This window comes from Aliiroseovarius conchicola, from assembly GCF_041403445.1.
GTDB classification, from domain to species: domain Bacteria; phylum Pseudomonadota; class Alphaproteobacteria; order Rhodobacterales; family Rhodobacteraceae; genus Aliiroseovarius; species Aliiroseovarius conchicola.
Genome location: NZ_JBGEHL010000016.1, coordinates 1 through 15,541, shown reverse-complemented (window position 1 = coordinate 15,541; position 15,541 = coordinate 1). Strand labels below are relative to the sequence as shown.

Genomic DNA, 15,541 nt, shown 5'->3' with positions numbered 1-15,541 from the left:
TCCAGGGGTGAATGCGCGCAGCGCAGGGGGGCAACGCCCCCAAACGTTACAGCCCCAGTACATCGACCATATCATAAGAACCGGGCTTCTTCCCCTGCCCCCAAAGCGCCGCCTTCACGGCCCCTCGTGCAAAAATACCGCGATCCGTGGCCAGATGGCGCAATACGATCCGCTCTCCGGGGGCTGCAAACATCACGTCGTGCTCGCCAACAATGTCGCCACCTCGCACCGCATGAAACCCAATGTCACCACGCTCTCGCGCACCGGTCATACCGTCACGCCCACGATCCGAGACGTCTGCCAATTCAACGCCACGCCCCTCTGCGGCGGCATCACCCAGCATCAAGGCCGTACCTGACGGAGCATCCACCTTGTGATGATGGTGCGCCTCGATGATCTCAATATCGAAATCTTCGTCCAATGCTTCGGCCACTTTACGCGTCAGTTGAACCAGCAGGTTTACCCCAAGGCTCATGTTGCCAGCGCGGACAATCGTCGCGTGACGGGCCGCCAACGCGAGCTTCGCAATGTCATCCTCAGACAGCCCCGTCGTGCCAATGACATGCACAGCCCGTGCTTGGGCCGCAATCTCTGCCATGGCGACCGTCGCAGCGGGAGCCGTAAAGTCAATGACCGCCTGAGCTTTCGCCATAACCTCAAGCGCGTCATCAGAAACGAGAACGCCCAGTGGCTGCCCGCCCATGCAGACACCGACATCTTGCCCGACCCAATCATGTCCCGGGCGTTCCAACGCACCGGCCAGTCGCGCCTTGTCGTTGGCTTCAATCTCTCGGATCAACATCTGGCCCATCCGGCCCGATGCGCCCATCACAACAATGCCTGGCAATTCGCTCATTTCCGTCTCCTTCAACTCCTTGCTATCTAGCGTGCCTTCCAGTTCTTGGCAAAGCCCTGTTGCGAAGTTTGGTAATCGGGCATAAATGGCCCCCATGGCAAAGAACCGATTTCAAGACACCGCCGGCCCGACGCAGCGACAGCTGCGCATCGCCGAGCTTATCCGCCGGACCCTGTCCGAAGCCCTGATGCGTGGTGACGTGCATGACCCCGACCTTGGGCGCATGTCGATTACCATTGGCGAGGTCCGCGTGACCCCCGATCTGAGCATCGCGACTGTCTTCGCCCTACCCTTGGGTGGCAAGGACGGCGATCTGGCAATCAAAGCGTTGGCCCGCAACAAAGGCGAGCTTCGGCGCATTCTTGGCAAGGCGCTCAAGATCAAGCACACACCCGACCTGCGATTCATGGTGGACGAGACTTTTGATCAGATGGATCACACCAACCGACTTTTGCAACAGGAAGATGTGCAACGTGACTTGCGCCGACCTGATACCGAGGACGGGCCGGAGGAGAGCTGATGGGACGTCGTAAAAAAGGGCGCGATATCCACGGCTGGCTGGTCGTGGACAAACCTGCTGGTGTCAGCTCGAACGCCGTTGTGAACAAAGTACGCTGGGCAATGGACGCCAAAAAGGCGGGCCATGCGGGCACACTTGATCCCGAAGCGACTGGTGTTCTGGCCGTTGCTTTGGGCGAGGCGACGAAAACCGTGCCCTACATTACTGACGCGCTGAAAGCCTACGTCTTCACCGTACGCTTGGGGCAAGCCACGAATACCGACGACCAGGAAGGCGAAGTGATCGCTGCTTCCGACCTCCGACCAAGCGACGAGGATATTCAAGCAGCACTCGGTCAGTTTGCCGGTCAGATCATGCAAGTGCCGCCCAAATTCTCGGCCGTTAAGATCGACGGCGAACGGGCATACAAACTCGCCCGCGACGGCGAAGATATCGAACTCGCTGCACGCCCCCTTTGGGTCGAAGAACTGATCATGTTAGACCGCCCTGACCCGGATCATGTCACGTTAGAAATGACCTGCGGCAAAGGCGGCTATGTGCGTGCCATCGCGCGCGATCTGGGCGAGGCATTGGGCTGCCATGGTCATGTCCGCGAACTGCGACGCATCTGGTCTGGCCCGTTTGATGTCGACGATGGGGTCAGCCTTGAACTGATCGAAGAGAACGCGAAAACTGGCAATATCGATACCTATCTTCGCCCGCTGGAAGAAGGCCTGGCCGAACTGCCTGAACTTCGCGCAACCGAAGAAGGCGCCACACGATTGAAGTTCGGAAATCCCGGCATGGTGATCGCATCGGACGTTGAATACGGCGACGAGGCTTGGGCGTCCCATGATGGAAAAGCCGTCGCCGTCGGCATCTATCGGGCGGGCGAACTGCACCCATCACGTGTGTTTAATCAGTAGCACGCTTCTTCAAGCGGCAATCTGCCAGTTTACGTTCGGAATGACCGCGCCGCGGCAGCGCCACTTCACGCTCACGCAATGATCTCACGAACAATTGGCGCAGGATCTGGCTTTTCGCCCAACGTGTAAGCCGCTAGAACTTGCGCCTTCGCGAGCTCGGCGGCGTCTTGACTGTCGGCATGGATGATCGCCATCGGGTCTCCCACGCCGAGATTTGCACCAATCGGCGCCAAACCAGTTAGTCCCACCGACGGGTTAACCGTGTCTGACGACACACGGCGCCCGCCGCCAAGCTCAACGACCGAAAGTCCAATATCGCGCGTTTCAATTGCCGTCACATGGCCTGCAGTCGGGGCAGGAACTTCAAACACCAGATTTGCTTGTGGAAGGTAGGATTGATGCTTCTCTATAAAGTCCGTTGGACCGCCCAGCGCCGCCACCATGCGACCGAAACGCTCTGCGGCGCGCCCATCTTCAAGCGCGGTTTGCGCCTTTGCGCGCGCTTTGTCCCGCTCTGTCTCAATGCCTGCAGTCAAAAGCATTTCACCACACAGGCCGACAACGACTTCGGTCAACCGGCCCTCGCGCTTGTCACCGGTCAGAAACTCGACAGCATTCACCACCTCAACAGCATTCCCCGCTGCATCCGCAAGCGGTTGGTTCACATCTGTTAACAACGCATGACAGGGCAATCCCGCAGCCTCTGCAACCTCCGTGATCGACACAGCCAGCTCGCGAGCCTTCTCAAAACTGGGCATGAATGCGCCGTTTCCGAACTTCACATCCATAACGAGTGACCCAAGGCCCGCTGCAAGCTTTTTGGATAGAATCGATGCCGTGATCAGCGGGATACTTTCGACGGTCGCAGTGACGTCTCGGATGCCGTAAAATCGCTTGTCTGCAGGTGCTAATTGGGCGGTTTGCCCGATTATCGCGCAGCCCACCTTGTTCACGACGTCGGAAAACAGCGCGTTGTCGGGCGTCGCCACGTATCCTGGGATCGCCTCCATCTTGTCCAAAGTTCCGCCTGTATGACCCAACCCACGCCCCGAGATCATGGGTACATAAGCCCCACACGCCGCCACGATCGGGGCCAGCATCAGGCTGACGTTGTCGCCAACGCCGCCGGTAGAGTGTTTGTCCACTACCGGGCCGGGTAGGGTCGACCAATCGAACACATCGCCGCTGTCACGCATCGCCAATGTTAGTGCCGCAGCCTCTTTGCGGTTCATCCCGTTCAGCAAGACAGACATGGCAAATGCAGCGATCTGGGCATCACTTGCACTGTTGTCGGCAATGCCTGTGACCATGGCCTGAATCTCATCGGCGTCCAGCACATTTTGGTCCCGTTTCTTTCGGATGATTTCGGCTATCAGCATGGCTTGTCCTTCCAGTAAACGAACAGTCTGGTTCCAAACGAAGCGCTATGCAAGGGCTTGATAAAAGCGGGGGGTGCAGTCACAAAGCGGGGCATGATTATCAGAGAGTTTCAGAAGGGCGATGCCCACTCCACCGCAGTCTATTCCGATTGCGAAAAGTACCGTTACCAATTGACACGTGTTTGGGAACCGGATGGGCGCAAGGCGCTGTTTATCATGCTCAATCCCTCGACCGCGACCGAGGTGCAAAATGACCCGACCGTGGAACGGTGCGAGCGTCGAGCGCGCACGCTGGGTTTCGGCGCATTTCGTGTAACCAACATATTCGCCTGGCGTGACACCGACCCGCGCGCCATGCGTGCCGCGGCCGATCCGGTTGGCTCAGAAAACGATGCGGCGATTCTGGATAGCTGTCCTTGGGCAGATCAAATCATCTGCGGGTGGGGCACGCACGGTGCCCATCTTGAGCGTGGCGCGGAGGTTGAGACTTTACTTCGGAAAACCGGGCGCCCGATCCACCATTTGGGACTGACCAAGGATGGCCATCCGAAACACCCGCTCTACATCGCCTATGCTCAGCAACCAGAGCGTTGGGGCTGACACGCCAGCCGCGTCATACTTAGACAAATGCTTCCTGAGTGACCTCGACATAGACATCATGCGTCGTCGCACCGGGGGCGCCCTTCAAGATCGCTACCACTTCGCCGTTAACGGTCACGACGCCATCTTCGCCCGAGGCCGAAGGATGGACGTCATATTCCAGGCTGTCAGGGTCCTGTTCTGGGTTCAGTGAGACGCGTAGAAAATCCTGACCAGGGACAAAATCTGTAACTTCGGCGCTTTCGTCACCCGCATCTGCATCGGAATACACCCAAAACACATCCTCGCCTGCGCCGCCGGTCGCCGTGTCGGCGCGATCCATAATCAGAGTGTCGTTGCCATCGCCGCCATCAAGAAGATCTGCATCACCGTCGATGTGCCAATCGAAATCGTGACGTTCTGCGCTGCTGCGCTCCATCGCGTGGCCCAGGTGGTTGATTACGTCATCACCGTCACCACCCGACAGCGTGTCCGCCCCGTACCCGCCATAAAGCGTGTCGTTACCGTCACCACCGCGCAGTTCGTCATTGTCGGTGATCTCGCCAGACGATGCATCAAGGTGGTCATGTTGCCCGCCAAACAATTGATCGTCACCATCGCCGCCTTGCAAGATATCATTGCCCGCACCACCGTCCAAAAAACTATCGATGCTCTGGGTCGCATCCAGCAAATCATCGCCAGCACCACCAAAAGCGGCAACTGCACCGTCCCCTGACTGAATACCATCATCGCCGTCATTACCGAATACATAGCCAGCTTCATCCCCAAGTTGGATCGTGTCGTCGCCCGACCCTGCATCAAGGACGAAAATCTCGTCGTCTTCATCCGCAACAACTGGGGTGCCATGAAAATCTTCGATCGTTCCGACGCCGTCATCCCCATCCGCCATGGCATAGTCATCATTGCCACCGGTCAGCATCGTATCATCCGTTGAGCTCAGAAAACTTGGTAAGTCTTCGCGCCCATAGTGCTGGTCCGTTTCAGTGGCAAGCAATTGGTCAAGCAGCGTATCAGTTCGATGAGGTGACGGCCCGTCGCCCAATCCATCATTCGGGTCCAGAACCTGTGTCGGATCACCAATATCTGAACCGGGAATCACGGGATCATCGGTCACGGGCAACAGCACGTCTGGATCAGTTCCGTCATTAACGTCGTCTTTTATGAAATCACCGGGCCCTGTGGGCGGCGGTTGTGTTCCGTGCCCCACATCATCTTCCACATCGTCTTGAGATGTATTGGAAAAGCTTTCCCCGATGAAAGCCACCGGAACGAGGCTAAGAAACAGTAACGAAAACAACATTTAACCGCTCGCTTTCCTAAAGCGTACAACAAGACGCGTCTGCGAAAGTTGTGACGCAGACAGAGACAACCGCTTGCGATTGTAGAGCGCTGACCGCAAACTCCTAGATAATTATAGTTACAAACTTAAGTTAATGGATGGTTAACAAATGGTTAACGAAACGGCGTCGGAGAATGGCGACATGGCAGATGACAAGTTGACCGAGCGCGAACGAGTCCTGTCCTTCGAGGTTCGCGCCCTACGGGCCGAAGTCGAACGTATGAACAATCATCGCTTCATTCGCCTGCATGACAGCTTGTGGAAACTGGGATTGTTTCAGGTTTTTCGCGGGTTGGCTTTTGGTTTGGGGTCGGTTCTTGGAGCCACGCTATTGGTCTCGGCACTGGCGTACATGCTTGCGTCCATCGACTTCGTTCCGGTCCTCGGCGATTGGGCCAAACAGATTCTCGAAGAAATCCAGAGCAAATAGATCAAATCAAGGGTTTTTCCTTTGCTTTCTTGGGGGAATCCTCCTATACGCCCCCATCCGCTGGCAGTCTGCGAGCGGTCTTCTCCATGGGCCTTGCTGGACGACATCCCGGCCTGCGCCATTCACTCTAACCTTTAAAGGAGACCCCGATGTCGATTACGCCCGAAGAAAAAACACGTCTGATCAAAGAGTTCGGCACCAAAGACGGTGACACAGGTTCGCCCGAAGTACAGGTTGCTATCCTGTCCTCGCGCATCGCGACCCTGACCGAGCACTTCAAAACCCACAAGAAAGATAACCACGGTCGCCGCGGTCTTCTGAAAATGGTTGCTCAACGTCGTAAACTGCTGGACTACGCCCGCGCAAAAGATGAGGCCCGTTATCAGGACCTGATCAAACGTCTCGGCCTGCGCCGCTAATTCCAGACTGATTTGAAATTTAGACGCCCGTCTCTGTCAGAGGCGGGCGTTTTTCGTTTTGCCCGCAAGCTCCAACATTAATTTTAGTTAAATTTTACCAAAGGCTGACAACAAGTCGGCGCGCTAGCGTTCCCCCGACAACACCTTCAAAAGCACAGGGAACGAAGACATGAAGCTTTCATCAAAACACACAGCGACCGCCGCATTGGGTCTGATCACAATGGTTGGGTTCGGCACCGCAGCGATCGCGTCGGGCAACCACACCGATGTAGATGACAGCACGATTGCTGAACAGCGCGCTATGTTGGCAAAGAACACGGAAGACAAAGGTTTCGGACCGCAAGCACCCCGCGACATCGGCCAGACAGCAGGCAACAACGATGTCGTGTTCACGACTGCACCGGCATTCGGAGAAATGAACCTTTGCAACATCCACTTCCACGAAAGTGCTGAGCATAAGGGTGGCCAGTTCACCAAGTCCGCTGGCAACGGTGACGGCGAAGGCAACGGAGGCGGATTCGAATACAATGGCGCATTCACCGAGGCCGAACTTGCCCCCATCCCTGCCCCCATTGGCGTAAGCGATCACGGCGAACTTGAACCCGGTGATACGATCGAAGTGCACTATGTTTATTCCACCGCCCAGATCGAACCGGGCCCAACGTTGAAATCGTGCTTGAGCGATGCGATCAATAACCCGCAACTGCGAGTCGTGGCGCAAGTTTTCGCCTTGGTGAATGACTCTGCAGCCTTGAATTTCGAAGACCTGACAACACTGGGCGTCGTCAACGGATATCACCAGGCCACCGGCATGATCTCGGGCCTGGGAACCCCGGTTGAATATGCCGGATCCACGACAGGACCCAAATACAACGAAGAAGCCTCTCCCTTCCAAGTGACCTGGAGCGTCCACCCCGAAGTAGCAAAACTGGACATCAACTCGGTCGGGAAATGGTTAGAGAACAACGAGTTTGACGAAGACCACGCCCACGGCATTCGCAATCTGGTGACGAATCTCGAGCTGTTGTCACCTATCGCGAACTAACGCGTTGACCAGATGGTCGAGCGTTGGGAATCTGCCTCCTGACAGTGCGCCCCAATTGCCCGGCCTTGCGCCCGTCTCATCCAGAGGCGGGCGCTTTACGTTGCGTTTCACTTGATTGCACACCCAGGTTTTGCCCATTCTCTCGCAATGATGGCCCTTCGTCATGGGAGAACGACATTGAAAGCAACGCTTGGCATATTGCTCAACATGGGAAGCCTACACAGGTTATTTCCACTTTGGCTCATTGGGATTGCGACTTTTTTCTACTGGTATTCACCTTGGCTAATTCTGGCTATCGCCTATGGAATGCTGGCCCAGTTCTTTGTCGAATACGCCATGCACCGGTTCTTGCTCCACCGCGAACCACCCACCGATCAAGGCGTTTTCAACGATCTATACCGCAGCCATATTGGGCATCATGAATTTCCAAACGATGCTGAATTCTTCACCGGTGGTGATCATTGGTATCCCGTCCGGTTCGGGCTGATTTCCGTGGTGATTCACAGCCTTGTTCTTTGGCCGTTCATTGGATTGGGGCCTGCTGTTTTGTTCGCCACTGTTGCGTTGTTTGTTGGGTCAATCAGCGCATTCACCTTTTATGAGTACTGCCATACGCTGGCTCATGTGAATGTGCCAAAGGGCTGGTTCGGTCAACGTGTGACGCGTAGCCATTTAGCGCACCATTTCCAGGACCACGACGCCACCTACCACGTCAGTTTTGGCATGAATTGGATCGACCGCCTGTTTGGTACGAAACACGACGCCGCCACGGCACGAGAGCGCTATGATCGCGACACGATCCTGTCCATGGGTATGGACCCCGAGGACCTGCGCCTTGTCACCGCTCGCAAGGCTTTTGGCATCACCAAGGTCCCACGCGGAAAAATGACACGCAAACAAGCACCACAAACACAATAAGTGGACAGGTCACGCGCCTGTCCAACTGACATCTATCGCGTTTCATGCTGGCCCTCTGTGCCAGGGTCGGCATGAAACGGATTATTTGTTTCCAAACCCCTTCTTTTCCTATATGGACCGCCCATCTGAGACGTGCGCTTCGACCCCGGCGCATGAAACGATAGAGGGGTCGGTGGCAATGGGGCCACCATGACAACGGAAGACCCGGAGGGCCGGGAGTGCTTCCAACTAGGAAAACATAATGTTTGACGAAACTAAAAAATCGATCGAGTGGGGCGAAGAAACCCTCACTCTGGAAACGGGCAAAGTTGCCCGTCAGGCCGACGGTACAGTAATCGCCACTCTGGGCGAAACATCTGTCATGGCCAACGTGACCTTCGCGAAGGCTCAGAAGCCCGGTCAGGACTTCTTCCCGCTGACAGTTCACTACAACGAGAAATACTACGCCGCCGGTAAAATCCCAGGCGGCTTTTTCAAGCGCGAAGCGCGTCCGACAGAAAAAGAGACGCTGACATCGCGTCTGATTGACCGTCCGATCCGCCCGCTGTTCGTCCCCGGCTTCAAAAACGAAGTTCTGGTGATCTGCACCGTGCTGAGCCACGACCTTGTTAACGATCCCGACATTGTTGCGATGATTGCTGCCTCGGCTGCTTTGACCATTTCGGGCGCACCGTTCATGGGTCCAATCGCCGCTGCTCGCGTGGGCTATGAAGACGGCGAATACGTTCTGAACCCAACTTGCGACGACATGCACCAGCTGCGCAACAACCCAGACCAGCGTCTGGACCTTGTTGTCGCCGGTACAAAAGACGCCGTGATGATGGTGGAATCAGAAGCTTACGAACTGACCGAAGCCGAAATGCTGGGCGCTGTGAACTTCGCCCACCAGCAAATTCAGCCGGTGATCGACCTGATCATTGATCTGGCAGAAGAAGCCGCAAAAGAGCCGTTTGAATATCAGCCTGCTGACTACTCAGACCTCTACGCTGCTGTGAAAGCCGCTGGCGAAGACAAAATCCGTGCCGCCTACGGCAACACCGACAAACAGGAACGCGTTGCCGCCCTGTCGGTTGCCAAAGAAGAAATCGTCGCTGCCCTGACTGAAGAGCAGCAAGAAGACGAGAACCTCGGTTCGGCACTGAAGAAACTGGAAAGCTCGGTTGTCCGCGGCGACGTCGTGAAAACCGGCAAACGTATCGACGGCCGTGCGCTGGACACAGTGCGCCCGATCGTATCGGAAGCAGGCATCCTGCCCCGTACGCACGGTTCGGCCCTGTTCACCCGTGGCGAGACCCAAGGTCTGGTTGTGACCACTCTGGGCACTGGCGACGACGAGCAGATGATCGACGCGCTGACCGGCACCTACAAGTCGAACTTCATGCTGCACTATAACTTCCCGCCCTACTCGGTCGGCGAAGTGGGCCGCTTTGGTTTCACGGGCCGTCGCGAAATCGGTCACGGCAAGCTGGCGTGGCGTGCGCTGCAGGCGGTTCTGCCGTCGGCCACCGACTTCCCCTACACCATCCGCGTTGTGTCCGAGATCACCGAGTCGAACGGCTCGTCCTCGATGGCATCGGTTTGTGGTGGTTCACTGTCCATGATGGACGCAGCTGTTCCGCTGAAAGCACCGGTTGCCGGTGTGGCCATGGGTCTGATCTTGGAAGATGACGGTTCTTACGCTGTTCTGACCGACATTCTGGGTGACGAAGATCACCTGGGCGACATGGACTTCAAAGTGGCTGGTACCGAAGACGGCATCACGTCGCTGCAGATGGACATCAAGGTCGCAGGCATCACACCCGAGATCATGGAGAAAGCCTTGGCACAAGCCAAAGAAGGCCGTCTGCATATCCTGGGCGAAATGAACAAAGCGCTGTCTTCGGGCCGCGAAGAGTTCTCGGCCCACGCGCCACGCATCGAGACCATGAACATCCCAACCGACAAGATCCGTGAAGTGATTGGCTCGGGCGGTAAGGTCATCCGAGAGATCGTGGAAACTTCGGGCGCCAAGGTCGACATCAACGACGACGGCGTGATCAAGATTGCATCGCCCAACGGTGAAGCCATCGCTAAGGCATACGAGATGATCCACGCGATCGTCGCAGAGCCAGAAGAAGGCGCAATCTACACTGGTAAAGTTGTGAAGATCGTCGACTTCGGCGCCTTCGTGAACTTCTTCGGCAAGCGTGACGGCCTTGTGCATGTCAGCCAGATCGAAAACCGCCGCCTGAACCACCCTTCAGACGTTCTGAAGGAAGGTCAGGAAGTGAAAGTTAAGCTTCTGGGCTTTGACGACCGCGGTAAAGTTCGCCTGTCGATGAAAATCGTTGATCAGGAAACTGGTGAAGAAATCGCGCCAGAGCCGAAAAAGAAAAAGGATGGCGACGACGACTAAGTCGAAACCGTTTGACACAGAAAGCCCCGGTGGAAACACCGGGGCTTTTTTGCCTCGAACAGACCCATCCTATCTAATTTGGTTACCGCTAAGTGCGACCCGCCCCGCCCAAAAATCGCCTTTTAGTCACGTTAATAGTGCCTTAACTTGCTGTTCAAATTGATGGCAACTTTGAAGATCGAGCGGATACAAGTGCTCGGATACAAGAGGGAGCGGCTTATAGCCGGGTAAAGAATGGCTCTACGTAGTGTAACCCCCACCGAATTCTCACTTCAGCTGACCCACGGGTTTGCGGAACATCATGGCGCGCCGAAAGGCGCAGCTTTCGACGTCGGAAGTAACCGTACGTTAAGCTACAATGTCACCGGACTTTCGAACGCAGGGAAATGGTTCGCTGAGCAAGCATTTGGGGCATGGTCGGCTGTCACTGGCATCACCTTCGTTGCGACAAGCTCGGCATCTTCGGACATCAGATTCTCCGAAGCCGACGCGGGAGCCTATGCATATAGCCGCTATAATTTCTCAGGTGAAATTATCCAGTCGACTGTCAACATTTCAACGGCGTGGATCAGAGGTGATGAAAACAATCTGAACTCGTACAGCTACCAAACTTACCTGCATGAAATCGGTCATGCGCTAGGGTTGGGCCACGCCGGGGATTACAACGGAAGCGCGACGTTTCCGCAAAGCGCCAAGTTTGCAAATGATAGTTGGCAAATGAGTGTGATGTCTTATTTTGCCCAAACGGAAAACCCCTATGTCAACGCATCATTTGCCTATGTTCTGACCCCGATGGCAGCCGATATCATCGCCATGAACCGTCTTTATGGCGTGCCGACTGGCGACGATCGGGTAAACATTGGCAACACAGTTTGGGGTCATAACTCAAATGCCGAAGGGCCCGCGGGTTCATTTTCATCACTACAGCCAGCGATGACCATGACGGTGTACGATCAAGGCGGTATCGATACGCTCAATTTTGCCAACACCTACAGCTCTCAGGTCATCGACATAAGGGCCGGTCATTTCTCGAGTGTCTATGGCAAAGTCAACAACATCTACATTGACGGGTCCACGCTCATCGAGAACGCAATTGGAGGACACGGTACCGACAAACTGATCGGAAACAATACTGCCAATCGACTTTCAGGTGAAGGCGGCAATGATGTGATTTACGGTGGCGCGGGAAATGACGACTTACTGGGCGGAGCTGGTAAGGACGTTATTTATGGCGAAACCGGTAAAGACACGATCTCGGGAGGCGCCGGCTGGGACATCATCCGTGGCGGCGTTGGGGACGACAATGTCCAGGGCGATGACGGTAACGATGCCCTAATTGGCCAAGAAGGACATGATCTGATCCAAGGTGGCGAGGGTAACGACACTATTTGGGGCGGTACTGACAACGACACCATAATCGGAGGCAACGGCAGCGACACGCTTTACGGTGAACATGGCCTGGACACAATCTCCGGTGGCACCGGCTGGGATATCATTCGGGGCGGCGGCGGTGATGACAATATCCGCGGGGATTTCGGGAACGACGCCCTTCTGGGCGAACAAGGACATGATTTCGTCCAGGGCGGTGATGGCAACGATACGATTTGGGGCGGCGCCGACAATGACACCATAACAGGGGGTGCTGGCGGCGACACGCTTTACGGTGACCACGGTCTCGACACCATCTTTGGTGGTGCAGGGTGGGATGTTATCCGAGGTGGCGGCGGTAACGATGATCTCAATGGTGACGCCGGGAACGATGCGTTGCTGGGCGATCACGGGCATGACTTCTTGAAGGGCGGCGACGGAAACGACACCATTTGGGGAGGCTTCGACAACGACACCATTGTCGGGGATGCCGGTGGTGACACGCTTTACGGTGATCATGGTCTCGACACGATCTACGGTGGTGCCGGATGGGATATTATCCGGGGTGGCGACGGCAACGATGACCTCAATGGTGGCGAAGGGAACGATGCGTTGCTGGGCGATCACGGGCATGACTTCTTGAAGGGCGGCGACGGAAACGACGATATCCGCGGTGGATTCCACAACGATACTCTTGTCGGTGGTGCAGGCAATGATGTCATGATTGGTGGACCTGGCCGAGACACATTCATTTTTAGCGAGGGAAATGACACTATTCAGGACTTCTCGGACGCCGCGGGCGACACGTTGAAAATTGAAAAAAGCTTGGTATCAACGTTGGATAGCGCCAGCTTAATCGCGAACAACGCCACGAGCGACGGTCGCAACACCACGATTAGCTTCGACAGTGGTGACACCCTCTTGCTTCTGGGAGTTTCTGACCCAAACGTTCTTGTGGACGACATCTTTTTCATCTGAGTTGATACGGAAAGCCCCGGTTGCAATACTAGGGCTTTCCCAATTGTGGGCCTGCGCAACAAGCTTTGGTCCCAAAATAAATGTTGGCAGTACTCATTCTTTTGGCACTGGAGAAGCCTAGCCGCCGATCGTTTTCTTGGTCGGTACTGATGATGCTCCGGATAACGCTAAACTACCCTTCGAGGGAAACAGATCCCGAGGGGTTATTGCAAGAGTCCGTAGAACAAGAAAATCGGACGGGACTATGATCTCCACAGACTTGACAGTCAAACGCCACATGGAGAGCCAAGCCGCAACTAGGGGCGTACAATCGTAAGCAAGCAACCATGATTGCACAAGCATGGAACATCGCTTGGTATGGCTGGGTTAGCTCGCTCGCACCAGAGAGTGACTAGTCCTTCCGCACCACTGCCGTTAGTCCTCAGTTCTAACATGGTGTCTGCATTTTTGCCGGAGCAGAAAACTTGGAAATATCGCCGTAAATCACTACGATCGCAGCGCCTTCAGCAAAGTCGTGGCTGCAAGTCTTCCGAAGTTATTGGCCGCTTTTGGGCTGGCGCCTGACACTAAGCGGCGATCAACATGACACGAGGTATCTGCCTTGTTGTTGATGATCTCAACTCCTAAGGAGTTCAACTTCCGGCCAAATTCCCAAGGCATATGGCCGGGCATGTAACCGATCAACGGGGTTTGCTTGTCAACCGCGTCAGGGAAAGCCGCGATCTTGTAGCCGTGATAGATGAATTCGCCGCCATTGTCTGCGGCCAACAAAGCGGCAGGACCATGACAGATAGCCAATGTAAAGAGGCCCTGGCCATCTGCCCAACGCAACAGTGTTCCCAGATCCTTGTTGCTTGGCAACCCGAGCATGGCACCATGCCCGCCAGGCAAATACACGGCGACGTATGGCCCATTGTCAGACATTGATGAGGCGACAAATTCAGCAAGGCTGCCAGGTTTTTTGAAAGCGTCCGCATAGTCGCGGAACAGCTTTAGCAGATCAGCGTCCTCGTCTGGCATAGCCCACTCTTCGATAACAACCGGTGAGCCTGTTGGTGTTACAATATCAATCTCAAACCCTGCAGCAAGCAGATGCAACATGGGTAAACCCATCTCGACCGGATGGTTGCCTGTCGAGAACTTCTTGCCGTTTGCCATCGTCATGTTGCGTTCTTCGGTACAGACCATCAGCACGCGATTCTGCTCGCCCTCAATACGCTCGGAATAGACCCCGCCGTCGTAGTCCGTCTTGGACGACGTCGCCAGTTTGAGCGCCAGCGGGGACGGCTCATATGCTCCGTCAGGGGTGGGTATCGGAGCAACTCCAAGCAGTTTGCGAATTACGTTCATGATCTCTAATCCTAACTAGCGGGGGTGATCGACCAGCAAGTGGTACTGACGGCGGGAATGGCTAGCTGTCATGCGCTAGTCGACATGCGTAACCATGGTGTCGCGCGCCTTGCGTACTTTCTTCATCGGAAGCAGCCAATCGCCCGCTGGGTCCCGATAGCCTAGCGGCATCAAAACAACCGAACGTAGACCACGGTCCTTCAATCCAAGGATTTCATCAACTTGTTGGGGGTCAAAGCCTTCCATAGGGGTACTATCAACTTCCTGCTCGGCCGCTGCGACAAGCGCCACGCCAAGAGCAATATAGGCCTGCCGGGCAGCATGGGAATAATTCACTTCTGCATCTCGTGGCAGGTAGTTACCCTTCAGGTTCTCGTAGTAGCTGTGAAGCATTGGCAGGTCGCCTCGTGCCTCAACATTCAACTTTACCACGTCATCGATACGTTTAGCTGTGTAGTTGTCCCAAGCTGCAAATACCAATACGTGCGAGCCCTCGACAATCTGAGCTTGGCCATTGGCTGCCTTCGCAATAGCTGCGCGCACGTCTGGGTTTGTCACAATGACAACCTCAAATGGCTGCGTGCCGCTGGACGTGGGCGCTAAGCGGATCGCCTCTAGAATTGCATCCACCTTGCCTTGCGGCACAGATCTGCAAGTATCCATTTTCTTGGTTGCGTAGCGCCAGTTCAGGTGATCCAGCAAAGTTTTCTCAGTCATGTTTTGGTCCTATTGTGGGCGGCCATGCGCTTTGGTATACATTAGTTACTTAATATCTATTGAGAACCGCCAGTTACTACAAGAAGGCACATTTCCGCGCCTCGGTTACATCAAAGGAACTGCATGCAAGACTCTGATCAATGCCCGGACTGTAGGCGTATAAACGAGGTACTATCTCGTGTAGGGGATCGCTGGAGTGTACTAGGGCCTGTTAACACTTAATCATATCGACGATTAGGGCGAAATTCAGGAAAGCGCGGTACATGACGTCCAGCTTTTCGAACCTTGAGAAGATGCGCCGGTATCCTTTCAGCCTTCGAAA

General features: G+C 55.4%; 14 protein-coding genes and 1 pseudogene. 9 read left to right on the top strand and 6 right to left on the bottom strand.

The genetic code is table 11. The annotated features are described in order from the left end of the window. Positions 1-46 precede the first annotated feature (46 nt). Positions 47-856: a 4-hydroxy-tetrahydrodipicolinate reductase gene (gene dapB, locus V6N04_RS17040; RefSeq protein WP_371171400.1), complete on the bottom strand. Its 810-nt coding sequence runs from the start codon at positions 854-856 to the stop codon at positions 47-49. 94 nt (positions 857-950) lie between these two features. On the opposite strand from dapB, the gene rbfA reads away from it, so the two are divergent. Beyond that, complete coding sequence (gene rbfA / locus V6N04_RS17035) at positions 951-1,376, top strand: 30S ribosome-binding factor RbfA (protein WP_371171399.1); 426 nt, start codon at positions 951-953, stop codon at positions 1,374-1,376. Then, positions 1,376-2,281 carry a tRNA pseudouridine(55) synthase TruB gene (gene truB / locus V6N04_RS17030; protein WP_371171398.1) on the top strand — a complete coding sequence of 302 codons (906 nt, stop codon included), beginning with the start codon at positions 1,376-1,378 and terminating at the stop codon, positions 2,279-2,281. The genes rbfA and truB overlap by 1 nt, the downstream gene beginning before the upstream one ends. 71 nt (positions 2,282-2,352) lie before the next feature. Here truB and deoA read toward each other — a convergent pair whose 3' ends face one another. Further along, complete coding sequence (gene deoA / locus V6N04_RS17025) at positions 2,353-3,660, bottom strand: thymidine phosphorylase (protein ID WP_371171397.1); 1,308 nt, start codon at positions 3,658-3,660, stop codon at positions 2,353-2,355. A 93-nt stretch (positions 3,661-3,753) separates the two neighbouring features. Between deoA and V6N04_RS17020 the strand changes: the two genes are divergently transcribed. Then, complete coding sequence (locus V6N04_RS17020; RefSeq protein WP_371171396.1) at positions 3,754-4,260, top strand: DUF1643 domain-containing protein; 507 nt, start codon at positions 3,754-3,756, stop codon at positions 4,258-4,260. Positions 4,261-4,279: 19 nt separating this feature from the next. Here the strand turns inward: V6N04_RS17020 and V6N04_RS17015 are convergent, their stop codons facing one another. Beyond that, positions 4,280-5,560: a calcium-binding protein gene (locus tag V6N04_RS17015; RefSeq protein WP_371171395.1), complete on the bottom strand. Its 1,281-nt coding sequence runs from the start codon at positions 5,558-5,560 to the stop codon at positions 4,280-4,282. Between the two features lie 148 nt (positions 5,561-5,708). Between V6N04_RS17015 and V6N04_RS17010 the strand changes: the two genes are divergently transcribed. From V6N04_RS17010 to V6N04_RS16985, 6 genes are all read left to right on the top strand, one after another. After that, the gene (locus V6N04_RS17010) at positions 5,709-6,029 is read left to right on the top strand and encodes a DUF5665 domain-containing protein (protein WP_371171394.1); all 321 of its coding nucleotides are present in this window, start codon (positions 5,709-5,711) and stop codon (positions 6,027-6,029) included. Positions 6,030-6,178: 149 nt separating this feature from the next. Next, complete coding sequence (gene rpsO / locus V6N04_RS17005; protein ID WP_242114301.1) at positions 6,179-6,448, top strand: 30S ribosomal protein S15; 270 nt, start codon at positions 6,179-6,181, stop codon at positions 6,446-6,448. A 169-nt stretch (positions 6,449-6,617) separates the two neighbouring features. Then, positions 6,618-7,493, top strand: coding sequence for a delta-class carbonic anhydrase (locus tag V6N04_RS17000; protein WP_371171393.1), 876 nt, complete (start codon positions 6,618-6,620; stop codon positions 7,491-7,493). Between the two features lie 177 nt (positions 7,494-7,670). Further along, a complete protein-coding gene (locus V6N04_RS16995) occupies positions 7,671-8,411 on the top strand; it encodes a sterol desaturase family protein (RefSeq protein WP_371171392.1) in 741 nt (246 codons plus the stop codon). 241 nt (positions 8,412-8,652) lie between these two features. Beyond that, a complete protein-coding gene (gene pnp, locus V6N04_RS16990; protein ID WP_371171391.1) occupies positions 8,653-10,806 on the top strand; it encodes a polyribonucleotide nucleotidyltransferase in 2,154 nt (717 codons plus the stop codon). A gap of 234 nt (positions 10,807-11,040) precedes the next feature. Next, a complete protein-coding gene (locus V6N04_RS16985) occupies positions 11,041-13,152 on the top strand; it encodes a M10 family metallopeptidase C-terminal domain-containing protein (protein ID WP_371171390.1) in 2,112 nt (703 codons plus the stop codon). 486 nt (positions 13,153-13,638) lie between these two features. Here V6N04_RS16985 and V6N04_RS16980 read toward each other — a convergent pair whose 3' ends face one another. The 3 genes and pseudogenes from V6N04_RS16980 to V6N04_RS16970 all read right to left on the bottom strand — a co-directional run. After that, on the bottom strand, positions 13,639-14,502 hold the full coding sequence (locus tag V6N04_RS16980) for a type 1 glutamine amidotransferase family protein (RefSeq protein WP_371171389.1): 864 nt from the start codon (positions 14,500-14,502) through the stop codon (positions 13,639-13,641). Between the two features lie 75 nt (positions 14,503-14,577). Then, positions 14,578-15,219 (bottom strand): nitroreductase family protein, encoded by a 642-nt coding sequence (locus tag V6N04_RS16975; protein WP_371171388.1) that lies wholly within the window; start codon positions 15,217-15,219, stop codon positions 14,578-14,580. A gap of 211 nt (positions 15,220-15,430) precedes the next feature. Beyond that, positions 15,431-15,541 (bottom strand): annotated as a pseudogene (locus tag V6N04_RS16970) (IS5-like element ISCARN85 family transposase); the annotation flags it as partial.